A 23,756-nucleotide genomic window follows, 5' to 3' on the forward strand; every position below is an offset into this window, starting at 1 on the left:
TGCCTCGGCTGACAAGGTATGGGTTCCCACGGAGGACCGTGGGAACCAGAAAAACAATACGGAGCCATTCGAATAGTCCCCATAGCGTGGAAACCATTTGAAACAACAACTTATGAAATCGGTTTTAGAAGTCGCCGTCGGCGTGGTTGTCGACCGGAGCGGCAAAGTACTGATCGCCAAGCGCCCCGACGATAAGCATCAAGGCGGCCTATGGGAATTTCCGGGCGGTAAAATCGAGCCGGGCGAAACGCAGCGTCAAGCATTGGACCGCGAGCTCCATGAAGAACTGGCCATCGACGTTAAAACCGCAACGCCGCTGATCACGATTCATCACGACTACCCGGACCTCAGCGTAAGACTCAAAGTTTGGCGGATCGACCGGTTCGAAGGCGACCCGCATGGCAGAGAAGGACAAGCGGTCGAGTGGGTCGCTCCGGCCGATCTTCAAAACTATTCCTTTCCGGCGGCGAATCGTCCGATCGTGACCGCGCTCCGCCTGCCGCCGTTTTATGCCATCCTGGACGACAGCACCCCCTCGGCGTTATTCTCTAACTTAAAAACCATTCTCGCCAACGGCATCAAACTGATTCAATTGCGCTTGAAAAAAGTAACGGCCGGCGAAGCGGCGGAATTTATCGCGCGCATCCTTCCTTTATGCCGCCGTCATGGCGCATCAGTCTTGCTCAACTCGGCCGTATCCGGAATCGAGGCGAGTGCAATAGACGGCATACATTTAACCGGAAAGGATTTAATGGCGTTACGCGAACGGCCGGACTGCCAAGGCTGGCTGGCTGCCTCTTGCCATAATGAAGCGGAACTGCGCCATGCCGAAACCGTCGGCGTCGATTTCGCCGTCTTGGCGCCGGTATTGCCGACCGCCACGCATCCGGGAGCCCGAATACTCGGTTGGCAAGGCTTTACAGCGCTCGCCGAAACCGCGAATATTCCGGTTTACGGCTTGGGAGGCTTGGCTACGGGCGATCTGGCGCGAATCCGTGAAGCCGGCGGCCAAGGCGTGGCCGGTATCCGAGCGTTCATCGAAACAGAATAAATGCGATCCCACGGTCCAGCAAGCCGTAGGATGGGTAGCAGCGAAGCGGAAACCCATCATCCTGAATTCGGCAGTTTAACCATGAAGCACATGAAGTTCATGAAGGATTCCAAGAACTTACCAAATCCTTCTCGCTAACCTTTTTGGTGAGCGAAAGTTCTATACAAACGCGTAATAAGCTATTGAATTAACTTCCTATTCTTCATGATCTTCATGGTGAAATGCTTTTTCTAGGATCATGACATTCAAAGGCAAAACCAATGCGATTCGACTCCCCACGATTTTTCCTAATAATTTTCTTGCTGACGCTCCTAAGCCAAACGGTTACGGCAAAGACCGACCCTGAGCTTGTCATGGACGTGTTTTGGGGAAAAAACTGTCCTCATTGCCTGGATCAAAAACCCTTTCTGAGCGAATTGGAAGAACGTTACCCGCAATTGCAAATTCGGCAGCATGAAGTATGGCGCAACCGCTTCAACCGGGAGCTCTTTCAATTGACCGCGCGCGAACATGGCGTAGACGCCGACAGCGTGCCCGCCGTATTTGTCGGCGGGAAAGCCTTTTTCGGCGATGCGCCGTTTATCCGAAAACAAATCGAAGATGCGGTTAGGTCCTTCCTAAACCGAAAGCAGCAGCCGGACGACAGGCCAGCGGAAACCTTGGCGCCGGAGTCACAAACCGACCGAGGATCGCCGGCGAACGCCGCAACCACGATCGACGTCCCTTGGCTCGGCACCATAGACCTGGTCCGGCAACCGCTGATATTCAGCACCTTATTGATTGCCTTTGTCGACGGCTTTAACCCATGCTCGCTATGGGTATTGACGCTGCTGTTAGGCATGGTGATACATTCAGGCTCCAGAAAGCGAATATTGCTGGTCGGCCTGGTATTTTTGTTCACCACGGCAACCCTCTACGGCGCCTTTGTCGCCGGCGTCTTTAAAGTGCTGAGCTATGTCGCCTATCTAATCTGGGTACAATGGCTGGTGGCCTTGTTCGCGCTGCTATTCGGTTTGGTCAATGTCAAAGATTATTTTTGGTTTAAAAAAGGCATTTCGTTCACGATATCGGACAAGCATAAACCGGGTATCTATCAATCGATAAGAGGCTTGTTGAATCCGGAAAGAAAAGGACTTGCGCTCGCGGGCGCTACCTTCGTCATGGCATCGGGCATCGCATTGGTCGAATTGCCTTGTACGGCAGGCTTTCCGGTGATATGGAGTCAGTTGGTCAGATCGCAGCAAGTCGGCACGATAGAATTTTTAGGCTTATTGCTGATTTATCTATTGATCTATCTTTCGATCGAAATCGCCATTTTTTTGGCGGCCTTGATAACGCTGAAAAGACAGAATTTCGAAGAAAAGCACGGTCAAACGCTCAAACTTATCGGCGGCATGATCATGATCGCGCTGGGGATCGTCATGATCGTCGCCCCGGATATGATGAACGATCTCACCGGAACCTTAATCGTATTCTCGGCCGCCGTGTTCGCGGCGGCAGTGATCATGCTCGTCCAAAAAATGCGAACCGATACGGAATAAGCCGTATAGCGCAGTAGGATGGGTAGCGGCGCAGCGGAAACCCATCATGGGGACCCGCAAATGTTAGGGAAAGGTTGTCATCGTTCCCGTTCTCACTCTCTAGCTAGACGCAGCCCGCACCGCTCCCCGGCTGTGCTCCCACGCTAGAGCGCTCATAGCTACACATAAGTCAAAAATTACCCTTTTGCAACCGTAACCAATGAGACCTCGATACCATTTATTATTACTTAACACTTTCGACCTTCCCTCACCTAACGCTAGGTGAGGGACGATCAGGGGATCGCTCCCACAGAGCGTCCGCCGCTCTCTGTGGGAGCGACGCCTTCGTCGCGACTATCGAAGCCAGTAACGCTCAAACACCAATAGCCTTTCCGGACAACACAACAATTTAGCGCTCGGTCGCTACTTTTTGCACAATTAGATATATTTACTTATGTATACCCATCGCACTTCAAATTTCGGTATTGACGCATGGAGGCGCCGAAATTTGACCAGCAAAGGTTACATAAAGACGAACGCTAGAGCGTGGGAGCCATTGCAAAAGATGCGTCTAAAACAAGATTGTCGTAATGAATACAATGAAGCCATCACTTAAATGCAAACTCATTGCCGCATCGCTGATGGGGTTCATTGCCTTGACTGCCATCACGCCGTTGTGCGGCTTTCTATTTCAATGCGGCTGTGACTGGCCGTGGCTGGGTTTGGATGCCGGGTGTAATTATCACGATTTGCATGCCAAGCATAAATGCCCGTGGTGCGCTTCGCTGGCGACGGGCGTTTTGTCGACAGTCACGGCAACGTTGCTGTCGGTGTTGACCGTAATGATCGCGCCTGTTCCGGGCTTCTTGCGGTTTGTTAATGAATGGGTTTTAAGGATTTCCTTCGGATCGGCAATTTTTGCGGGGACCGCTTTGGTAATGGCCGCAATCGCCGCAGTCCGGCAAGACTACCCTTTAGGCGTGGGAAGATTATTGATAAACGCTACGATCTAATCCTTATCGCGCCCACGCTTCAGCGTGGGAGCCATTTGAAACTTTGATGAATAATAACAGAAAATAATCGAGCCGATTGTCATTGATCTATTAAATTGGCAAAATATGCCAACACTAATCATCGGAGCTTACTATGCCTACGCGCAATGTTGTTCTTACCGATCCACAAATGCAATTTGTGGAGCAATTGGTCCAATCGGGCCGTTATCAGAATGCCAGCGAAGTGCTGCGAGAAGGATTGCGCTTGATGCAGCAGCGAGAACAAGAGCAAACTGTCCGTTTGCAAGCGTTGCGTGAGGCTGTCGCTGTGGGTATCGACGATATCCAGGCGGGCCGGTATACGACGCTGGAATCGGCCGAGGCCATTCGCATGCATATGGCTGGGTTGGTCAAAAACGCTACGTCACCGCGCTGATGACCTGCTGGACGGTCCGTCTTGCTCGGCAAGCCGAACAAGACATTGCGGATATTTTAACCTGGACAGCCGAGCGATTCGGCCCGCAACAGGCCGAGGTCTATAGGGAAACCCTGACTCAAGCATTGGCAGCCCTCATCGATGGACCCGGTGTTATGGGCGCCAAATGCCGTGATGACATTCAGCAAGGGGTTTTTGTTCTTCCCGTTGCGAGGCACGGGCGGCGCGGCCGCCACATCCTTGTCTTTCGGCAAAGCGAAGCAGGCTTTGTCGATGTTCTGCGCGTGCTTCACGACAGCATGGACATGGCTCGTCACATCGAGTGATAAATCGCTAAGCCTGTAGGATGGGTAGCAGCGAAGCGGAAACCCATCATGGTCGCCCGCAAACGGCAAAAAAACATCACGCGCCCGGATTGATAAACCCCGTTTGGCCGCGAAAATCAATAGGTCATTTCACACAGTTTAGGTGTGTGATATCACACAGTCTTTGTCTTCATTTTCCGATCCTAAAAAAATAGTCTTGTAATTCAATGGCGTAAAAATTGGCATGCCGTTTGCTTTATATGCAGGGACTGACCAAGTTGGTTCCGGTCAAGGAGGTGCACAGCCCACGACGGGCGAATAGAAGGAATTTCGGAACATGGGGGAAGGGCTTCCCCCCCGCTGCCGTTACGCTCTGCTACAGCCAAGGGCAGCGACTTCGTTAGCGTAACTTAAAACACTAACTAACGAAAGAATGGGGAGAAACCCAACAATGAAAGATTATAAAGTAAAACACATTGCAAGACAGGCCGGTTTGACCTTGATCGAATTGACCGTCGTGCTGTTGATCCTGATCGGCCTGGCCGGTTTGATGCTGCCTTATGTCGGCGGCTTCGTCGATAAAACCCATGGCAGCGCCAACTCGGACAGCTTGGTGGAAGTGAGCAAGGCGATTCAGCGTTATGACGTGCAGTTCATGGGGCAGCCGAGTAATTATGATGCATTGGTGGATAGTACCGGTGCCCTATATAACCATATGATGGGGACTGCTTATCTTACAACGGTTCAGGTTCAACCCCAGGCTTTATATAGTGTAGGTATTAGGAGCTTATTGCCTATGAACCAAGACGCTGTTGATAAAACTTTTGATGCTGTTGATACTACTGTTGCTCCCATTTCAATAGCTAACACTATGATGCCAGCAGTTACTTTGGCGGCTCTTAATGTCGATGCAGGCTGCACAGGCATGGGCTGTATAACAAGTGATGCTGATCTAGCTAAAATCTTGGGCCGCCCAGCGGGAACGATTAATACAACAACGAATGATTATTTAGCATTCGGTGTTGGTCAAGGTTCCGGTATGGTCGGTAAAACCATCTCCGAAGCGCCTGTTCATTTTGCTAAAACCGGCGCGATGAGCGCGGCCAACAAATACAACCGTATTTTGGCGATTTATCAAGTGCCAAAGGCCAATACTTGTATCGCTGCCAATGGACAAGGTTTTGATACATACTGGGATCCTGATACAGCAAATGCCGGAGCAGGTGCTACCAGTGTAGCTATTGCCAACGAGGGTGATTGTACAACTGCGGCTTCTGTTGCTGATGCTGAGTTCTATGATAGCGTTGGTGGAGCCGGTACCGGTGTGACTATAGGCGCAACAACATGGTCTGGTAACATGCAAGGCAAAGCCAAATTCCTAACCACCGTCATGCCGATGATGAGACTGGAAGGCTTGGGCGGCGCATTGTCTAACCACTATAGCAACGTGGATGGCTAATCTTTAACCTTGTAGGATGGGTAGTAGCGAAGCGGAAACCCATCATGGGATAACGCAAGCGATGGATTTCGGCTAACGCCGCTACCCGCTACCCGCCACGGACGGCTTTTTCTTAAACCGCCGGAGCGCACGACAGTCATGTCGCCCGCGCTCCGGATTCGATACTCCCCGATAGCGATGCGTTTTTTTTCGCGAGAGCGCATCGCTATCGGTCGGAAACAAAATCCCTGCGATGCCGTACGGTAACGATGGGTTTCGGCTTCCGCCTCTACCCATCCTACGCAAGAGCCGCCATCCGAAAAGGACTGCGCTGTAGGATGGGTAGCAGCGAAGCGGAAACCCATCATGAACACCCCGCAAACGGCAGGAAAACATTGCGGGCGGGTTTATAAAACCCGCCCGGCGGGCTCCGCGGTGTGGGGACGCTGGAGCGTCCCCGGCAGTGCTCCCACGCTGGAGTGTGGGAGCCATTTGAAAGACTTTAGTTGTTGTTTGGTGTTGATGTTGAGGTTGCATCTCTCTTGGGGTGGCAACACCCCTTTTTTTGAATTTATCGTTCCCACGCTCCGGTCATCGTTCCCACGCTCCAGCGTGGGAATGCAGCCCACACCGCTCCGCGGTGCGAGGACGCCGGAGCGTCCTCGGCTGGGCTCCCACGCCGGAGCGTGGGAGCCATTCGAAACCCCTTTGCCGGCGGGGTAAAAAACGATGGGTTTCGGCTATCGCCTCTACCCATCCTAAGCAAGCCCCCCGTTGTAGGATGGGTAGCAGCGAAGCGGAAACCCATCATGGGCGCCCGCAAACGGCAGGAAAACATTGCGGGCGGGTTTATAAAACCCGCCCGGCGGGCTCCGCGGTGTGGGGACGCTGGAGCGTCCCCGGCAGTGCTCCCACGCTGGAGTGTGGGAGCCATTTGAAAGACTTTAGTTGTTGTTTGGTGTTGATGTTGAGGTTGCATCTCTCTTGGGGTGGCAACACCCCTTTTTTTGAATTTATCGTTCCCACGCTCCGGTCATCGTTCCCACGCTCCAGCGTGGGAATGCAGCCCACACCGCTCCGCGGTGCGAGGACGCCGGAGCGTCCTCGGCTGGGCTCCCACGCCGGAGCGTGGGAGCCATTCGAAACCCCTTTGCCGGCGGGGTAAAAAACGATGGGTTTCGGCTTCCGCCTCTACCCATCCTACGCAAGCCCCCCGTTGTAGGATGGGTAGCAGCGTAGCGGAAACCCATCATGGGCGCCCGCAAACGGCAGGGAAACGTTTCATCGTTCTCACGCTTCGGCGTGGGAACGAGATGTGGGAAAAGTTATCCTCATTCCTTCGCGCAGGCTTCGGAATGGGGTTTTTATTTACATATACACTGAGATTTGAAATTTTATGAAAAAGAGCACTTTACTTTTTACCGCACTGCCTTTGTTGCTTGCCGCGAACGTGGCCAACGCCATGCAGCCGCATGCGCCTATCGTCATCAACCCGTTCGGAAATCAAGGCAACGGCGGCTGCAATATCGCCTCGGAAGCGGGCGATAGCGTATATCACGGCCCTGCCAGCGTTAAAGTCACCATCAACAAAAACTTCGCGATCGCTTCTTGCACCGTCACTCCGGATACCGACGGCGACGTGCAACCGGCTTTCGTCGAACGCGACGACGTGCCTTGCCGGATTAAATACGATCATCCAGGGCCTTTCTTTTACAACGGCTTCGGCGGCTTCACCGCCACGCCTAGCGGCAATGTCATTGCCCGTTGCAAGGCCGAATTAACCTCGGAGTAGCGTAGGTCGGGTTAGCGCAAGCGTAACCCGACATTTTGTCCATCGACATGTCGGGTTACGGCTCCGCCTAACCCGACCTACCCGGCTACGCAAGCCCCCCGTTGTAGGATGGGTAGGAGCGTAGCGGAAACCCATCATGGAGACCCCCAAACGTCAGGGAAACGTAACTTATAGAGAGAATAGATTTACATGGCGCTACCTTTTCGTTTTTTATCGTTGCTGTTACTCGCGGCATGTACGGCTTTCGCATTGGGCCCTTGGTGGACGATGCGTTCGATTGCCCAGGCCGCGGACGAGCGGGACGAGGCGCAATGGCATGCGCTGGTGAGAGCCGATCATTTGCAAACCTATGCCGGTAAGTTGCTCGAAGCCATGTTGGATTTGCGCATGTACGCGGATATGAAAAACGACACGCGCGAAGCATTGCGCGACAATTCGGACGGCAAGCGGCTGGTCGAAAGCACCGCGCGGCTGTTGGCCGGGCCGCAAGGTTTCAGGCATTTGCTGTGCGGCGAGTTGACCGACGACCCGAGCGGCGAAGCGCAGGGCCAAGCCGGCTGTTGGGCGTTGGACGGTTCGGTTCGGTGGGAGTCGCCGATCAAGGCGCGGGTCAGCTTTACCAATCCCGGAACGCTTTGGCAATCCGAGTTGGTTTTGCTGCGCATCGGTTTGTTTCAATGGCAAGCGATCGCGGTCGATTTGCCGGCCGATGCCATTTTGGATCGCTTTTCCCGTTCGGTCGGTTTGGAGCCGAAACCTATGGTTTAGGATCGAGTATGAAACAACGTCGACAACTTTGGAAGGGGGTTCGGTGGCTCGATTGACAGGTGTCGGCGGCAGGGAGCCGCCGTCAAGCCTACATGGACGTATTCACGGCGTCCTGTCAAGCGAGTCACCGAACCGCCGCAAAGCCTACTACTTGTAGAAGTTATTTTGTGCATATTCCTTAGTGAGAAGTCGGGCTCGGCTTCCGCGTTGAAGCCCTATGAGAAGCCCGGTATTTTCGCCTGTTTTTCGGTAGTCGGATAATTATTACTCTAAATGAAACTGCCTCAATTTTTTTCACGTCCATCCCATACGCTGCTGTATATCACCGAAGTCAAAACGTTCCGTATCGATACCGACCGCAAGGGCGAGATCGTAGGCGTTTTGAGCGTGTTCGACATTGACTGCGACAAGGCCGGAAAGCTGCCGGCCGCGCTTGAACAGATTATTTCCCAATCGTCTCCGCTGGGCCGCAAGGTCTGGGTGTTCTATGTTCGTTTGAATACGCACGCGTTGAGTTTGCCTTCGGCGCAGGTTGAAGGCATCGAGGGCGACATGCTGGAGCAGGCCTTGCAATTCGAATACGAGGCGATGACCGGCAGGTCGATCGGCAAAAACCGTCTGGCGTATTGCTTTCTCGGCAGCGATGAAGACATGAGTCATTATTGGTTGAATTTGATCGCCGAGGAAACTTTGGCCGACACCGCGGCCGTTTTGAAAAAAGCCGGTTGCGCGTTGGCCGGTTTGTCTCATCCGGGCGGCTTGCCGGTGCTGTTGTCCGAAGACGGCAAGTCGAGTTGGTGGCGTATCGAGTGTTGGTCGACGACGGTTTTCGCGCTTGCAAAAACGCCGGACCAGGGGATGACGTTGCAAATCATGATCAAGGAGCAACATCCGCAGTGGCATGAAGAACTCGATCAATGGCTGCTGGAAATCGGCGCGGTCGATAAGACCGAAGTGTTGTTGAATAATCAGATCGAATTTACTCCCGAGTCCGATGCGAAATTTCATTTGACCGATGAGGCCGCTTTGACGCAGTGGCTGGCGCATTGGGCGAAGCATCTGATCAAGCAGGATGCAGTCGGCGTACCGCTGTTGAATCCTAAAGCGCCGATCAATCGGGAGTTGTTTTATATGATCGGCAGCGGCGTTTCGGCGGCGTTGCTGTGTGTAGGTCACGGCGCCTGGCTGTTGTATCAAACGCAGGATTACGAATACAAGACCGAAGCGTTGACGCAAGCGGAACAAGATCTGAAAGTCTATCGCGAGTCGGTTTATAAAAATCAGCAGGAAATCGGCAAGCTCGATAAGAAGATAAAGACTTTGCAGGGTAATGTCGATTTGGTTCCGAAGGCGTTGAGCGCGTTTAAGGCGCGTCCGGCCGCGCTATTGAAGCATTTGGCTGTGGCCAGTCCCGATGATTTGTTGATCGAGAGCGTTGAGGTTGTCAATGGGGGTTTGCGGGTGTCGGGCGTCGCGCTAGAGGCCGATTTACCGAACCGGCTGAGCAATCGCTTGGAGCCGGTTTTGTCGACGCTCGGTTGGCGTGTCAATGCGCCGTCCAAGAAGGATATGGTCTTGCTTGAAGGGGGCGGTCCCTGGGAGTTTTCCGTGATGATCGACGATAACGGGTTGAGCGGTTTTATCGAGCATGCGGAGCAGACGCCGCTATGACGCCCGAGCAAAAGCGCGAGCGTCTGCTGAAACGGATTTTACCGGGCATGGCGATTACTGTGATTTATTTTGTGTTCGTTAGCGGGTTGCTATCCGAAAAGATGCAAAAGGCCGAAGAGACTTATCAGGGGCTGTATCGGCAAGGGATTTCGCCGGCGGCGCTGCCGGGCGTGATGAATCAGGTCGATCAAACGCGGCAGCAAATCGATACGCTGCAACGGCAGCAGTCCGAGCTGGGCAAGAAAATGTTGGAGATTGCCGGTTTTTTAAGCGGCGAGTCGTCGATCAACGAGGCGACGGCACTGCTTTCCGAGATCATGATGCGGCATAACATTTGGGTGATCGAGGAAAAGCGCGAAAGTTTTCCGGCGGAGCAATTGAGCGTGTCGTTGCGGGAGGTGTTGCAATGGGTCGAGCCGGAGGGCGGTTCGGATAGTTCCGGAGCCGGTAAAGGTCAGGGCAAATCGGCGCGGACGATTCTGGTCGGCCGGTTGTCGTTGCGCGGCGCTTATTTGGATATGTACCGGGCGATGGCTGAGTTGGCCGCGAGCGGTTTTAAGGGGGTGCCGGTGCAATTGACGATGCAGACGCCGGAAGACGGCGCGCTCAGGCAGGGCGAGTTGGAGTGGGAGTTGATTTTGTGGATGTAGTTGTCGTTCCCGCGTTTCGGTTATCGTTCCCACGCTCCGGCGTGGGAACGCAGCCCGGGACGCTCCAGCGTTCCGGTAGTGCAGTAGGATGGGTAGGAGCGCAGCGGAAACCCATCAAGGTGAGCGGCAAGCGGTAGGGGAAAGGTTGCGGTCGGGTTTATAAAACCCGACCGGCGGGAAGGAGCGTGTGAAGCATAGTTTTGGCCGAAGACGGCGCAATGAATTCTAATAAGTTGAAGATATGACGCAATTACCGGGGTTTTCGTTGAAGAATTGGCAAAATCAAGCGCAACAAAGCCATGAGGAATTACGTGCTCAGGCGCGGCAGCCGGTTCAGGATGGCGAGGCGATTTTATTTACCGACGATGTTCTGTCGCTGACTACGGCTGTCGAGGATATCTCTTCGGGCGGGGCCGGTTTGGTGGTGCACGACGAGGTTTGCGCAATCCGGGAAAACGTGACCTTGACCTTGACGATACAGTCGGGGCATCAGCGCATGACGCGTCAGGCGGTCGTGCGGTGGGTCAAGGTGTCGGGCCCGGAAACGCGGTTAGGTATCCAATATATCGATCATGTTTGTTTGTCGCCGGATTCGCATCGGTTGGACATTGAAAGCGTGCGCATCGATCCTTCATGCGCGTTGCGCATTCCTGCGTCGATCGCGGTGCGCCGGAAGTTGCTGCCGTTTTTGGCGATGGATGGGGTCGTGCATGTCGCGACGGGAAGCCTGATCAATGCCGGCTTGACCAATGCGGTGGAGCGGCTGGTCAAGTCGCCGGTTCGTTTATGGGATGTCGACAAGTCCGCATTGGATAAGGTCATTCACGAGGTTTACGGCAACGCCTTGACGGTCAAGGCGTTGCCGGTGGCGGGCGCGGCAAGCAACGATGCGGTCGACTTGGGCGATAAGTTGCTGTATGCGGCCTATATTCGCCAAGCTTCGGATATTCATATCGATCCGGGTTTCAACGGGGCGCGCATCCGGTTTCGCGTCGATGGCCAATTGGAAAATTACGATGTGATCAAACACGGCGTCTATACCGAGTTGGCCAGCCGTCTGAAAGTCATGGCGAATTTGGATATCGCCGAAAAACGTTTGCCGCAAGACGGACGATTTTCGCATCAATTCGTCAGCGGCGGGCGGCGCGTCGACATTCGCGTCGCGACGCTGCCGACCAAATACGGCGAGCGTATCACGATGCGGCTGCTGGCCTTGCAAACCGGCGCGTTGACGTTGGACCGGTTGGGTTTTATCGGCGAGCATCAGCGCATTATCGAAAGTTTTCTGCGCCGAACTCAAGGCATGATGATTTTGACCGGGCCGACCGGTAGCGGCAAAACGACGACGCTGTATGCGGCGATTCGGATGCTGCTCGAAAGCCGCGATTTAAACGTCATTACGATAGAAGACCCGATCGAATACGAAATCGAGGGCGTCGCGCAGTGCGAGGTCGATCCGACGTCGAACAAGGTCGATTTCGCGAAGGCCTTGCGCAGTATTTTGCGGCATGATCCCGACGTCGTGATGCTCGGCGAGATTCGCGATCAGGAGACCGCAAATATCGCGATCAAGGCCGCGTTGACCGGGCATATGGTGCTGGGAACCTTGCATACCAATTCGGCGGCGGCGACCGTGACGCGCTTGATCGATATGGGCGTGGAGCCTTATTTGGTCGCGGCGGCGTTGCGTTTGGCGGTGGCCCAGCGTTTGTTGCGGCGTTTGTGCAAGCATTGCCGTATTCCGCGTCCGTTGACGGAACAAGAGGCGTTGATTTTAGGACGCGCGACTTTGACCGGCGCACGAATTTACGATCCGACCGGTTGCGTGTATTGCGGCAATCGGGGTTATGCCGGGCGTATCGGATTGTATGAATTGTTGGAGCTGCGTGCGGATTGGGCGCGCGATGTCGCGCAAGGTCGCGGCGAGGCGCAATTGGTCGAAAACATGCGCGAAGCCGGCATGCACGGTTTGATTGACGATGCGATCGACAAGATGATAACCGGGGAGACGTCGTTTCATGAGGTGTTGCAAGTGGTTTCTTCATGGTAGTGCGCGGCGACATTCCAGCAATTCCCAGTTTGAGCAGTTTCGCCGATTTTAGGGTGTGGGGTATGCCTGTCGAGGAACGCCGTAAACCCATCCATGGGGGCTTGGCGGCAGCTCCCTGCTGCCGACATCCTCGCCAAGCATACCCCACACCCTTTTTGATCCCCAAATTGGGAATTGCTGGCGACATTCATTGGTGATTGCATAATGGCTTTATTTACTTATACCGCCCGCGACCGCAGCGGGCAGCAAGTCGCCGACAGTATCGAGTCGCCGAATCGGGAGCGCGCGATTGCGGCTTTGCGCAAGCAAGGTTTGTTGGTGCTGGGTATCGACGAACAGAAACCCAAAGGCGAAGGCGGGCAATTTAGTCTGAATCCGCTGGATTACCGGTCGATGCATAACGGCGATATCGAGCATAATTTTCATCAAATCGCGGTGATGCTGCGTAGCGGCATCAGTTTGCTGGAGGCGCTGGAGTTGACGTTGGTGCATGCGCGGTTCGGCGCCCGCAAGACTTGGCGCAAGCTGCGCGACCGGATTCAAGAAGGCAGTTCGTTTACCGAGGCGTTGGCCGAGCATTCGATTTTTAGCCAGTTTACGATTCAGTTAGTGCGCGTCGGCGAGCAAACCGGTCATTTGGGGACGGTGCTGGATCAGGCGGCGAATGAGGTGAAAGCGAGCCGCAAGTTGAAAAAGCAGATTATTTCGGCATTGAAATACCCGCTGTTTACGTTGTTGTTTGCGATCGGTTTGGTCGTATTTATGTTGACCAGTCTCGTGCCGGAGATCAAAAAATTGCTGCAGATAACCGGCAAGCCGATGCCGCCGATTACGCAGGCGCTGATCGATGTGTCCGATTGGTTTTTGGCGAACGGTGTGTTTATCGCCATCGGTTTGGTATCGGCGGCGGCCTGTTTTATCGTGTTTTACAGTTGGCCGACGAGTCGTTGGTGGATAGACCGTTACGCGTTGCGGGTGCCGGTGTTCGGCTATGTTTTTCGTTTGTCCGGCACGGTGATGTTTTCGCGGGCGATGGGCTTATTGCTGCGTAGCGGCGTGGTGATCGTCGAAGCTTTGGAAACGATGGAAAAGCTGCATGTCAATCAATATATGGCTAGCTGCGTTGGTCATGCGCGGGACAGTATTTTGCACGGCGTCGCGCTGGGCGATGCCATTACGGCCGATGCGGGGTATATGCCGCTGATGTTGCAAATGGTCCGTGTCGGCGAAAGTTCGGGCACATTGGATCAGCTCTTGCAAGAGATGGCCGACTATCACGATGAGCTGTTGCAAAGGGCCATCGCGACCTTGACCGGGATGATCGCGCCGGCGATGACGGTGATTGTCGGCGGCGTCGTGGGCTTTGTCTATGCGGCTTTTTTAGTGGCGATGTTTTCGGCCGCCGGGGGCAGTCCGTCATGAGGTTTTATTTATGGGGGGCTGTATTGTTGTCGATGTCTGGCGTTGCTGTTGCTGTCGATGATGTGGCCGTACCAATGGAGGATATGCCGCGTAAGGCATTGACGCGGGGCAATATTGCCGAAGCGACCGAAGTGCTGCGCGACCCGACGCAGATGAGCGGTAATTTTCGTCAAGCGGTGAAAAACATGGCGCCGTCTCAAGTCCCCTCATCAAGCGCCGGAGCCGCCCGGCAAAATTTTCCGACGATAGAATTGGTCGCCAAGGCGATGCGCACCGAAAAGGCGGGCAAGGTTGTGTTGCGTGTCGGCAATAGCTTGCTGCATATGCGGCTGGATAATAGCGTATCGATCATGCACAACGGCGCGTTGTTGACCTTGCGCGTCGATGAAATAACGGCCGAGCATGTTCACGTTCATCTGGTTGAATTCAATCAGTCGTTGATTTTGCAGTGATGTCCGGTGTTTAAAAGTATGCGAAGTAACGCTCATGAAGATATGGCCATCGCCCCGGCAAATGAAAGTGTGCGGCGTGGGGAGGGTGCGGTCACTCGCCCGACAGGACGCCGTGAATACGTCCCTGTAGGCTCGACGGCGGCTTTCCCTGCCGCCGACGCCTGCCGGTCGAGCAACCGCACCCTCCTCGGAACCGGCATTTCTGTCGTTCCCACGCTCCAGCGTGGGAACGATAAAGTTCATCTGGTTGAATTCAATCAGTCTTTGATTTTGCAGTGATGCCCGGTGTTTAGGTTTTTTTCGGATTTAAAAATGCTCAGGATTTTTCGTTTTTGCGTGTTATTGGCCGGTTTGTGGGCCGGGCTTTGCTTTCCTACTTCGGCGCATGCGTTCAGGAGTCAGGGTCAGAAAATCGCGCAATTGGATTTTCGGGATATCTCGGTCGGCGATGCGTTGAAAGTCCTGTCGGATCAATCTGGCTTGAATATCATCGCCTCGCAGGAAGCGGCGCAAATACACATCACGATGTATTTGCAAGACATTACGCCGATGGAGGTGATCGACGCGATCTCCAAAACCTACAATTTGTGGTATCAGCACGACGGCAGCGCCAATATCATTCGTATTTATACGATCAAGGAATACCGGATGGAGCAGGTGGAGTTTAAAAGGGAAGAAACCGAAATCTTTACGATGAAGAACGCTAAGAACGCGCTGGACTTGGCCGAAACGATACAGAATTTGTTCATGGAGCGGGTGCGCTTGAGCTACGGGCGTAACCAAAACGAACTGATGATGGATTTGAGTCAGCGTTTTCAACGCTTCAATATGTTGGATAGCCAGACGACGCTGGGCTCCGGCGGGTCGCGCGGCGGTGGCGGCGGTATGGGTGGCGGCATGGGAGGAATGAGCGGCGGCATGGGAGGCATGGGCGGCGGTATGGGCAGCGGCATGGGAGGTATGGGCGGTCAACAAAACATGCGCGCCAATCGCCAAGTCGAAATGGACGAGCAAATGCGCCTCCAAACCGAAATGTTGCGCAAATATGCGGACGACCCGCAAGCCTTTCTGGCGGGCGATGCCGAACGCGGTCGTACGCTGCTGAGAGAAAGCGTGCAAATGCAGGCGCCGATCTATGTCGGCGTCATCAAGCACCAGAACCGCGTTTTGGTTCGCACGCGCGATTTCGATGCGATGCAGGAAATACGGCAGTTGTACAAAACACTGGATACCGAGAGTTCCATGCTGTTGATGGAAGTCAAGATTCTGTCTCTGGATTTGTCTGACGGTTACGACTCTTTGTTCGATTTCAAGATTCGTCAGGGCGATGCCAATATTTCGACCTTGAATGCGACCAGCGCGCTCAATAGCGCCATCAATACCGCGGCCGCCGTGTTCGATCCGAGTTTGCTGGCGACCGTGATCAGCGAGAAGTTCGAGATGCGTTTGCAGTTATTGGAAAATGAAGGCCGCGTGACCGAGTTGGCGACGCCGATGTTGATGACCACCAATCAGGAGGTTAGCCGGGTGTTCGTCGGCGAGGAACGCCCTATCGTCAGCGGTTATTCGGCTTCCAGCACCTCGAATAATGTTACCGCGCCCGGTTCGTCGACGGTGGTTCAGCCGATTCTGGTGCCGGAAACCGATACTCGCGCGATCGGTACGACTTTATTGTTGACGCCTAATATCAATGCGGACCGGACCGTGACCATTCAATTGTTGGTCGAGCAATCGGCGATCGCCAATGGTCAAGCGACGATTCCTGTACAGGTTGCCGATGCTTTGGTCGAGGCGCGTATCGATTTGGTCCAGGAACGGACTTTCAGCGGCACGGTTGTCGCCAATGACGGTTCGTCCATCGCGGTCGGCGGCTTGATCGAGGAAGGCGCGCGCAGCCGGGAAAACAAGGTGCCTATCTTGGGCGATTTGCCCCTATTGGGTTTTTTCTTTCGCGAAGAGGCGCAGGCGCGCGAGCGGCGCGAATTGGTCATCGTCATCAAGCCGCATATCATCGGCACGCCGGCCGAAGCGCAAGACGTGAGCCGAGCCATGGCCGAGAAAAACAGCGTGCATCCGAGCGCGCCGGAGGCCGGTAATTTGAATGTCTACAGCAATCCGGACAGCACTCATAAAGGCTATGTGCTCGAACAGCCCTATAAGCAATACAGGAAACAAGACGCGACCGATAAGTATCGGGGACGCGGGGATTCCAGAGAGTTTCCCGGAAGATCCGGCGCTTCGCGCTCGGAATCGATTTCGGCGCAGCAAACTTATATGGACTTGACGCGCTATGCGGCCGAATCGATTCGGGTGTTGCCGGAACAGCGCCAACCCCATGCCAAAATTCAACCGGCCGCATTGCAACAGCAAGCGCCGCTGGCATTGTTGCCGAACGAGTCGATTCGGATATTGCCGTTTGAAAGTTGGCGGCAAGGCGGGGTTTATGTCACGGCGCTGGAGGTTCGCAATGCATCGCCGCAACCGGTCGCGATCGATCAAAGGCAGCTCAAGGGGCGCTGGCTGGCGGCGACTTTGGAAGGCGATCATCTTGCCGCGCAAGGAGACTTCGGCGATTCGACCTATTTGTATTTGATCTCCGCCGAGCCGTTCGACGATATCATCGCCCATTTGCCGGGAAGCGGAGATTAGGAATATGCACAAAATAACTTCGCGAAACAGTAAGCTTTGTGGAGGTTCGGTAACTCGCTTGACAGGCCGCCGTGAATACATCCTTGTAGGCTTGACGGCGTCTGTCCCTGCCGCCGACACCTGTCAAGCGAGCCACCGAACCCCCTTCTTGCATTTGAAGAAGTTATTTAATGCTCGCTCTTTAATCGTAACAGGACCGGACGACATTCGACGGAGCCTTTCGGAAAAGCGGTGTCGGTTTCTTGCGCTAATGGGATTGTTTTCCGTTTCGGCTTGGGGGCAAGTGCCCGAGCTCAACATGCATGTCTTCGAGACGCCGCCCGCGCCGATTCCGGTAACGAATATAACGGCCGAACTCGATCAAGATGAAATGACGTCCTTTCAAATGGTCATTTTCGACCCGGAGGCCGAAGCCGAAACCTTGGACGAATATCCTCGGCATCGGCAACGGCGGCAGGTGGTCGACGACTTTAGCGTCTTGGTCGCCGGCGATATCGGTTATCAACGGGAAAGCCTGGCCTGGAGCGTCGCTTCGGCGGATGGTGCGATCGACCCGATTACGCGTGTCGAATGGCAAGACCTCGACACCTGGAAGCTAAAAGGCCGGATGGATATCGTTTCGCCGAGCGGCATTACGCTGCGCGGCGATGCCGGTTACGCCTGGGTTTTGAACGGCAGCGGGCAGGAAGCCGGCTTCGACGGCGCACCGAATTCCCAGAATGCCGGTGACGGCTACAGTTGGGACGTCTCGGTCGGACTAGGTTACCGCCTACAGGTCGGCGACACCGAATCGGTCGCCATCGCCGCGACGCCTTTGGCGGGTTATGCCTGGCGGCGGCAACGTTATGTAATGCAAGGCGAGGAAGAAAACCGCTATGCCGCGAGTTGGCAAGGGCCTTGGGTCGGCCTGGATACGGCTTTGACCTGGCTCGACTATCACCAGTTGTTTGTTTCCGCGCAGTATCATTGGGCCGATTACGAGGCATCCGGCGACTGGCGGCAGTTGGCCGATGTGCGTCATCCCGACAGTTTCGAGCATGAAGCCGATGCGACCGGTTATCTGGGGTCGTTGGGTTACCGTTATATGCGTCCCGAGGGCTGGGGCCTGAGTTTGAGTTTCGATTATCAAAAATGGCAGGGCGATCCAGGGCAGGAGCGGTTTTATTTTGCCAACGGCGAGGTCGTGGAGTCGCGATTCAAAGATCTGTCGCGCGAGTCGGTCGGCGTCAATTTAGGCATCAATTTACAATTTTGAATGCGTATGCTGGGAGCGATCCGGCTCCTTGTGGGAGCGACGCCTTCGTCGCGATTTCGAAGTCGGGAACGCTAAGTAACAGTCAAGGGCATCGAAGTCACATTGGCTAAGATGGCAAGAACCCCGCGGGGCGAATGTTACAAACCCGCCCGCGCGAAGTCTATCCCTAGCGCTTGCGTAGGATGGGTAGAGGCGGAAGCCGAAACCCATCGTTTCACTTAAATGTTTAATGGTTCCCACGCTCCGCGTGGGAACCCAGGCGGGGACGCTCCAGCGTCCCCGAACCGCAGAGCGGTTCGGGCTGCATTCCCACGCCGGAGCGTGGGAACGATGGAATGCTGGGAGCGATCCGGCTCCTTGTGGGAGCGACGCCTTCGTCGCGATTTCGAAGTCGGGAACGCTAAGTAACAGTCAAGGGCATCGAAGTCACATTGGCTAAGATGGCAAGAACCCCGCGGGGCGAATGTTACAAACCCGCCCGCGCGAAGTCTATCCCTAGCGCTTGCGTAGGATGGGTAGAGGCGGAAGCCGAAACCCATCGTTTCACTTAAATTTGAATGCTTATGATGAATCGATACCGTTTAGTGTTTCTATTGATGGTCTGCTGCGGCATGTCGGCACAGGCCGCGGACATACGTTTGAGCAGTCATCTGCAACGCTTGCAAGCCGAATTTCGTCAGCACAGCGCCGCCGGCAAACCCGTTCATAGCTTCGTTTCCACCGATCCCACGCTGTCGGTGATCGATCATCGCTATGTCGTGCTCGATATTTCGGCAGCCGATTCGGCACAGGCCGAAACGCTGCTCGAACACTTGCAAGCACTCGGCATGATGCACGCGGTACGCTATAAACACCTCGTTTCCGGCGCGTTTCCGATCGAAAGCTTGCATGAGCTCGAAGGATTGTCCGGCGTCAATTGGGTGCAAGCAGCGAGCGCGGCGCGCCATGCGCTGGGTCCGCCCGGCGGCTTGGCCTACAACGCGGCCGACGCGGCAATGTTTACCGATGTCGTGCGCAAACGCTATAACGTCGACGGCAGCGGCGTGACGATCGGCGTCTTGTCCGACAGCTACAACTGTTTGGACGGCGCGGCGGACGACGTGCTCAGCGGCGATCTGCCGGACGATGTCGTCGTGTTGCAGGACTATCCGTTTTGCGAAGAGGGCTTGAGCGACGAAGGCCGGGCGATGATGCAATTGGTTTACGACATCGCTCCGGGGGCGAAGCAGATGTTTTATACCGCATGGATGGGCGCGGCCGGCTTTGCCCAAGGCATTCAGCGTTTGGCCGATGCCGGCGCCGATATCATCGTCGACGACATCGCCTACCTGACCATGCCGATGTTCCAAGACGGCCCGATCGCGCAATCGGTCGACGAAGTCAAGGCGCGCGGCGTCGCTTATTTTTCTTCGGCGGGGAACATGGCTAGGCTGTCTTACGAAAACGATTTCGTGTCGGGCCGCGAGCCTTTGTCGTCCGATACTGCGCACGATTTCGGCAAGGCGGCGGGGCAGGCTTCCGATTTTTATCAGAAAATCACAATACCTCAAAACACGGGCGTGCGCATCGTGTTGCAATGGGACGACCCGGCTGAAATTGCCGGCGGAGCAGGCGCGAAAACCGATCTGGATTTGTTTTTATTGGATCACAGCAAACGGCGCATCCTATCCAGCAGCCAGGACAGCAATATCGGACACAATCCGGTCGAGATTCTTGGCATCGGGCATTCGATGGAAACGACCGAGTTTTATTTATATATCAGCCATCGGGCCGGACCCGCGCCTAAGCATGTCAAATATGTGCTGTTCGGCCCGCCCGCGCCTTGGCCGGATGCGAAAGAAGACGAATTGGTACAGCTTAGCGTGCAATTTAACAACGGCGCTCCGACTTTGGTCATGCCCGATGGGCAGGTGATGCAGCGCGGCAAGGCCGTTGTCGTTTTGGAACGTGAAATTGTCGAAATCAATACGCAAGAGAGACCTTTATTTCTAGGCAGCGACGGCAATGTTCTAATCGAATACAAAGACGAGTTTCATCGCATCGGTACGCCCTATTTGCCTATTTGGTTCATTCCAGAAGGCTTCAAGGCCGCTTTGATCGGCGGCGAACTGATTCTTTACCGCGATATCGAAGATGTCGTGCCCTTGACTATCGACCACTACCCCACCCACAGCGGCACCGTTTACGGTCATGCCAACGCGGCCGGCGCGATGGCGGTCGGCGCGATTCCCTACGAGGAAACGCCGTGGTTCGGCACGCCGATTACAGACAGCAAGATCCAGTATTTTTCATCGGCGGGCGGCACGCCGATTTATTTCAATCGGGACGGGATCAGGCACAGTCAGGCAGAACAGCGCCTTAAACCCGATATCGTCGCGCCCGATAATAGCGACACGACATTTTTCGGCAATGACAACGACGGCAGCGGCTTTCCCAATTTTACCGGCACCTCGGCGGCCGCTCCGAACGCCGCCGCCTTGGCCGGCTTATTGAAGCAGGCGTTTCCGTTTTTAAGCCCCGATCAAGTTCATCTGGCGATGCGTAAAGGCAGCCAGCCGCTGCACGATCCCGCAGGCAATGTTTCACAACCGGCCCCGGCCAATCCGGACTGTGAATTCGCGGACGACTTCAATTGGGGGACCGGTTGCGGTCTGGTAAAGGCGGACCGGATTTTTAGCGAAGCCGGTCATGCGGCCGATTCCGTGTATTTAACCCTAAAGGCAATCGAGCCTCTCGTCATTGCCGGCCGCGAATTCGACTATCGCTTCGAAGTGCACAATTTCAGCGGACAAACCTTGACCAATTTACAGGTTAGCGCCAAGCGTTTGCCGAAATTCCTCCGCTATCGCTACGTCGACGGCTGCCCGAACTTCAACAGAAAGAAAGTCGAATGCAAATTCCCCGACTTGCCTTCCGGCGGCACGGCGGCTTTTAGCATCGGCGTGATGCCGAGGAACAATCCGACACGGCGTTTACTGCTCGAAGCGGAAGTATCGACCGACGCGCCGGTCGATTTAAGCGGCGCGCAAGCCGTGCTGGATATCGAACTACTGGCGGTGCCCGGCGATATCAACGGCGACGGCTGCGTGGACAAAGCCGATTGGCGCCGCCTGTTCAGCGCCTATCGACGAGGCGATCATAAACCGGCCTACGACTTGGACGGCGACGGCCTGGTCGGACAAAGCGATTTGCAGATATTGAAAACGCTCTACTCCAGACCGGGAGGTAGACGATGCCGTTGATAGCAACCGACAGAATCGGGCAAACGCCCGCGCCGAAACGCCGCCAGCACGGACTCACCCTAGTCGAACTGACCGTAACGCTACTGATACTAACCGTGCTGGCCACCATCGCCATACGCTCGACCAACGACCTGGCTTTTCAAGCGCGTTACGAACAAACCAAAGAACGCCTGGAGACGATTAGGCACGCGATCCTCGGCAATCCGAGGTTGATTATTAACGGCCAGAAAGCGATTAGTGGGTTTGTGGCGGATATGGGGCGGTTGCCGAACTGTCTGCGCGAGCTTATGGAAAATTATAATTGCGACACAGGTTTAGCGAATCCGACTTGGGCAAATGCAGGTGATCCGTCCAATTTGTCTGTTGGTTGGCATGGGCCTTATCTGAATGTGTCCGGTAATCCGGGAGATAAAGATGCGTTTACCGATGGTTGGGGGCGAGAAGCGAAAGGTTATTGCGCAACGTCTATCGATACCGATCCAAATGAATGCGACGTTTTGGACTGGGTAGACGCAGCAGATGATCACAACTATGGGTGGTATTTCAATCAGCTTTCTGAAGATAACCTAACCATTTTGAGTTACGGCAAAGATCAAGCTATCGGCGGCGGTGTTGATTATTACGATGCCGATTATCCTGCAAATCAACCGCTGATTAGGTCTACGGATTGGTTAGTTGATATTTCAAGTGGAATTAGTGTGAATATTTCAAAGCTATCTAGTACTGATAGATTATGCGGATTTGATAGCTCAGCTTCGTATTCATCGGAATCAGCTTGTAAAAACGCAGGTGGAAATTGGTCTGGCTCATGCGTATTAGATGAATCGAGTTGTAAAAATGTTGGTGGTCGATGGAATAGTTGTTTTTTTAGTCCACAAGCATGCAGTGTAGCAGGGGGAACACATCGCACATTATGTAAATTTAGCGAAAAGTCTTGTGAGGCTGCTGGAGGTGCCGATTCCTGGGATACTGTTTCAACAAATGCAACATATAGAACATGTTTAATTCATTCTGATTCGGATAAATGCGACAACGCGGGTGGTTCTTGGAATAGTACGAGCAGTTCTTGTGATTTTAATAATTCTACTTGTTTATTGGCTGGTGGGGCTTGGATAGACGATTGTCAGTTCACTTCGGCCACATGTCCTACTGCAAACCCAGGGGTTACATGGGAATCGGTAGAAAAACCTGAGTCTTGTAATTTTACTCTCTCTGCATGTAATAGCTTAAATGGCTATTCCGTTGGAGATTCGTATTGTTATATGAGTCATGCGGAATACGTTGGAGTTAAATATGTGTCAGCTAGTTGCGATGGATCGACTGGTAAATGGACTGGAAAAATTTGTGCAATCGTTTTTTATCGTGATCCAAGCACCTCATCGGTTATTTATGCAGCAAGTAATCCAATATCTATTACCGGAAATATAGGATTCCAAACTCTTTTGTTTTCGCAATTTTCAAGTGGGGGCTCGCCAGTTCCAAAAATACCAACTGGACAAAACGCCATTGGCATTTATGAATATGATGGAGATTGCAATCCAGACAATCCGTTTTACCCAGCCGATCGCCAAAACCCGATCGTCGTCGATTTCCGTCCGAATACTACTTTGCCGGTAATCAATTGGTAGCGCAGTAGCTCTGTAGGATGGGTAGCAGCGAAGCGGAAACCCATCATGGGCTCCCACAAACGGCAAAAAAAACATCCTGATTAGCAAGATGCTTCAGCTTGCCGAAGTCAAGTGTCCGAGCAGGGGCCAATCGTAGTCGCAAAAACTAAAATATGCTGTTACCCAAGCTCCAGCTTGGGTAACCTGTTCAGGAAGCTCTAGCTTCCCGACAATCAAGAAAGATTGAACGAGCGAGTCGGGGTTGATTGAGAATGTGCGGAGGTTGTGTCGGTCTCAGGAAGCTGGAGCTTCCGGGGTGTCTTTCCCAAGCTGGAGCTTGGGAAATAGCATGGTGTGGGTTGGCCGTTTTTAGCTTGACGCGCATGGCTTACGAACCCCGTCTTTATGCTGTTACCCAAGCTCCAGCTTGGGTAACCTGTTCAGGAAGCTCTAGCT

General features: G+C 54.2%; 17 protein-coding genes. All 17 read left to right on the forward strand.

All coding sequences use genetic code 11. The features are described 5' to 3' along the window. Positions 1–97 precede the first annotated feature (97 nt). The 17 genes from ACRJJO_RS19265 to ACRJJO_RS19345 all read left to right on the forward strand — a co-directional run bounded on the left by ACRJJO_RS19265 (position 98) and on the right by ACRJJO_RS19345 (position 23,321). Positions 98–1,051 (forward strand): Nudix family hydrolase, encoded by a 954-nt coding sequence (locus ACRJJO_RS19265; RefSeq protein ID WP_431067228.1) that lies wholly within the window; start codon positions 98–100, stop codon positions 1,049–1,051. A 353-nt stretch (positions 1,052–1,404) separates the two neighbouring features. Further along, complete coding sequence (locus ACRJJO_RS19270; RefSeq protein ID WP_431067229.1) at positions 1,405–2,592, forward strand: thioredoxin; 1,188 nt, start codon at positions 1,405–1,407, stop codon at positions 2,590–2,592. A gap of 569 nt (positions 2,593–3,161) precedes the next feature. Then, the gene (locus tag ACRJJO_RS19275) at positions 3,162–3,584 is read left to right on the forward strand and encodes a hypothetical protein (protein ID WP_431067230.1); all 423 of its coding nucleotides are present in this window, start codon (positions 3,162–3,164) and stop codon (positions 3,582–3,584) included. A gap of 133 nt (positions 3,585–3,717) precedes the next feature. Then, a complete protein-coding gene (locus ACRJJO_RS19280) occupies positions 3,718–3,999 on the forward strand; it encodes a type II toxin-antitoxin system ParD family antitoxin (protein ID WP_431067231.1) in 282 nt (93 codons plus the stop codon). After that, on the forward strand, positions 3,999–4,325 hold the full coding sequence (locus tag ACRJJO_RS19285; RefSeq protein ID WP_431067232.1) for a type II toxin-antitoxin system RelE/ParE family toxin: 327 nt from the start codon (positions 3,999–4,001) through the stop codon (positions 4,323–4,325). The genes ACRJJO_RS19280 and ACRJJO_RS19285 overlap by 1 nt, the downstream gene beginning before the upstream one ends. Positions 4,326–4,755: 430 nt before the next feature. Next, entirely contained in the window at positions 4,756–5,763 is a 1,008-nt protein-coding gene (locus tag ACRJJO_RS19290) for a hypothetical protein (RefSeq protein WP_431067233.1), read from the forward strand. 1,375 nt (positions 5,764–7,138) lie between these two features. After that, the gene (locus tag ACRJJO_RS19295) at positions 7,139–7,534 is read left to right on the forward strand and encodes a hypothetical protein (RefSeq protein ID WP_341327407.1); all 396 of its coding nucleotides are present in this window, start codon (positions 7,139–7,141) and stop codon (positions 7,532–7,534) included. 189 nt (positions 7,535–7,723) lie between these two features. Next, entirely contained in the window at positions 7,724–8,302 is a 579-nt protein-coding gene (locus ACRJJO_RS19300) for a DUF2939 domain-containing protein (protein WP_431067234.1), read from the forward strand. Positions 8,303–8,575: 273 nt separating this feature from the next. Beyond that, positions 8,576–9,973 (forward strand): hypothetical protein, encoded by a 1,398-nt coding sequence (locus ACRJJO_RS19305; RefSeq protein ID WP_431067235.1) that lies wholly within the window; start codon positions 8,576–8,578, stop codon positions 9,971–9,973. Further along, positions 9,970–10,623 carry a hypothetical protein gene (locus tag ACRJJO_RS19310; RefSeq protein WP_017841951.1) on the forward strand — a complete coding sequence of 218 codons (654 nt, stop codon included), beginning with the start codon at positions 9,970–9,972 and terminating at the stop codon, positions 10,621–10,623. Before ACRJJO_RS19305 ends, ACRJJO_RS19310 begins: the two co-directional genes overlap by 4 nt. A gap of 241 nt (positions 10,624–10,864) precedes the next feature. Beyond that, positions 10,865–12,673 (forward strand): ATPase, T2SS/T4P/T4SS family, encoded by a 1,809-nt coding sequence (locus tag ACRJJO_RS19315; protein ID WP_431067236.1) that lies wholly within the window; start codon positions 10,865–10,867, stop codon positions 12,671–12,673. A 204-nt stretch (positions 12,674–12,877) separates the two neighbouring features. Then, positions 12,878–14,095, forward strand: coding sequence for a type II secretion system F family protein (locus tag ACRJJO_RS19320; protein ID WP_431067237.1), 1,218 nt, complete (start codon positions 12,878–12,880; stop codon positions 14,093–14,095). Further along, complete coding sequence (locus ACRJJO_RS19325; protein WP_431067238.1) at positions 14,092–14,547, forward strand: hypothetical protein; 456 nt, start codon at positions 14,092–14,094, stop codon at positions 14,545–14,547. The genes ACRJJO_RS19320 and ACRJJO_RS19325 overlap by 4 nt, the downstream gene beginning before the upstream one ends. Before the next feature lie 312 nt (positions 14,548–14,859). Beyond that, positions 14,860–17,196 carry a DUF3438 family protein gene (locus tag ACRJJO_RS19330; protein ID WP_431067239.1) on the forward strand — a complete coding sequence of 779 codons (2,337 nt, stop codon included), beginning with the start codon at positions 14,860–14,862 and terminating at the stop codon, positions 17,194–17,196. A gap of 4 nt (positions 17,197–17,200) precedes the next feature. Then, positions 17,201–18,451: a hypothetical protein gene (locus ACRJJO_RS19335; RefSeq protein WP_431067240.1), complete on the forward strand. Its 1,251-nt coding sequence runs from the start codon at positions 17,201–17,203 to the stop codon at positions 18,449–18,451. 563 nt (positions 18,452–19,014) lie between these two features. Beyond that, positions 19,015–21,693, forward strand: a complete 2,679-nt coding sequence (locus ACRJJO_RS19340) for a S8 family serine peptidase (RefSeq protein WP_431067241.1) — start codon at positions 19,015–19,017, stop codon at positions 21,691–21,693. Next, complete coding sequence (locus ACRJJO_RS19345) at positions 21,684–23,321, forward strand: type II secretion system protein (RefSeq protein ID WP_431067242.1); 1,638 nt, start codon at positions 21,684–21,686, stop codon at positions 23,319–23,321. The genes ACRJJO_RS19340 and ACRJJO_RS19345 overlap by 10 nt, the downstream gene beginning before the upstream one ends. Positions 23,322–23,756: the final 435 nt, after the last annotated feature.

This window comes from Methylotuvimicrobium sp. (assembly GCF_050611805.1).
In the GTDB taxonomy this organism is placed as follows: domain Bacteria; phylum Pseudomonadota; class Gammaproteobacteria; order Methylococcales; family Methylomonadaceae; genus Methylotuvimicrobium.

Excerpts from the sequence above, each read along its gene's own strand:
- ACRJJO_RS19270 (WP_431067229.1), top strand. The coding sequence starts at position 1,405 with ATGGACGTGTTTTGGGGAAAAAACTGTCCTCATTGCCTGGATCAAAAA.
- ACRJJO_RS19275 (WP_431067230.1), top strand. The coding sequence starts at position 3,162 with ATGAATACAATGAAGCCATCACTTAAATGCAAACTCATTGCCGCATCG.
- ACRJJO_RS19280 (WP_431067231.1), top strand. The coding sequence starts at position 3,718 with ATGCCTACGCGCAATGTTGTTCTTACCGATCCACAAATGCAATTTGTG.
- ACRJJO_RS19285 (WP_431067232.1), top strand. The coding sequence starts at position 3,999 with ATGACCTGCTGGACGGTCCGTCTTGCTCGGCAAGCCGAACAAGACATT.
- ACRJJO_RS19290 (WP_431067233.1), top strand. The coding sequence starts at position 4,756 with ATGAAAGATTATAAAGTAAAACACATTGCAAGACAGGCCGGTTTGACC.
- ACRJJO_RS19295 (WP_341327407.1), top strand. The coding sequence starts at position 7,139 with ATGAAAAAGAGCACTTTACTTTTTACCGCACTGCCTTTGTTGCTTGCC.
- ACRJJO_RS19300 (WP_431067234.1), top strand. The coding sequence starts at position 7,724 with ATGGCGCTACCTTTTCGTTTTTTATCGTTGCTGTTACTCGCGGCATGT.
- ACRJJO_RS19305 (WP_431067235.1), top strand. The coding sequence starts at position 8,576 with ATGAAACTGCCTCAATTTTTTTCACGTCCATCCCATACGCTGCTGTAT.
- ACRJJO_RS19310 (WP_017841951.1), top strand. The coding sequence starts at position 9,970 with ATGACGCCCGAGCAAAAGCGCGAGCGTCTGCTGAAACGGATTTTACCG.
- ACRJJO_RS19315 (WP_431067236.1), top strand. The coding sequence starts at position 10,865 with ATGACGCAATTACCGGGGTTTTCGTTGAAGAATTGGCAAAATCAAGCG.
- ACRJJO_RS19320 (WP_431067237.1), top strand. The coding sequence starts at position 12,878 with ATGGCTTTATTTACTTATACCGCCCGCGACCGCAGCGGGCAGCAAGTC.
- ACRJJO_RS19325 (WP_431067238.1), top strand. The coding sequence starts at position 14,092 with ATGAGGTTTTATTTATGGGGGGCTGTATTGTTGTCGATGTCTGGCGTT.
- ACRJJO_RS19330 (WP_431067239.1), top strand. The coding sequence starts at position 14,860 with ATGCTCAGGATTTTTCGTTTTTGCGTGTTATTGGCCGGTTTGTGGGCC.
- ACRJJO_RS19335 (WP_431067240.1), top strand. The coding sequence starts at position 17,201 with ATGCACAAAATAACTTCGCGAAACAGTAAGCTTTGTGGAGGTTCGGTA.
- ACRJJO_RS19340 (WP_431067241.1), top strand. The coding sequence starts at position 19,015 with ATGATGAATCGATACCGTTTAGTGTTTCTATTGATGGTCTGCTGCGGC.
- ACRJJO_RS19345 (WP_431067242.1), top strand. The coding sequence starts at position 21,684 with ATGCCGTTGATAGCAACCGACAGAATCGGGCAAACGCCCGCGCCGAAA.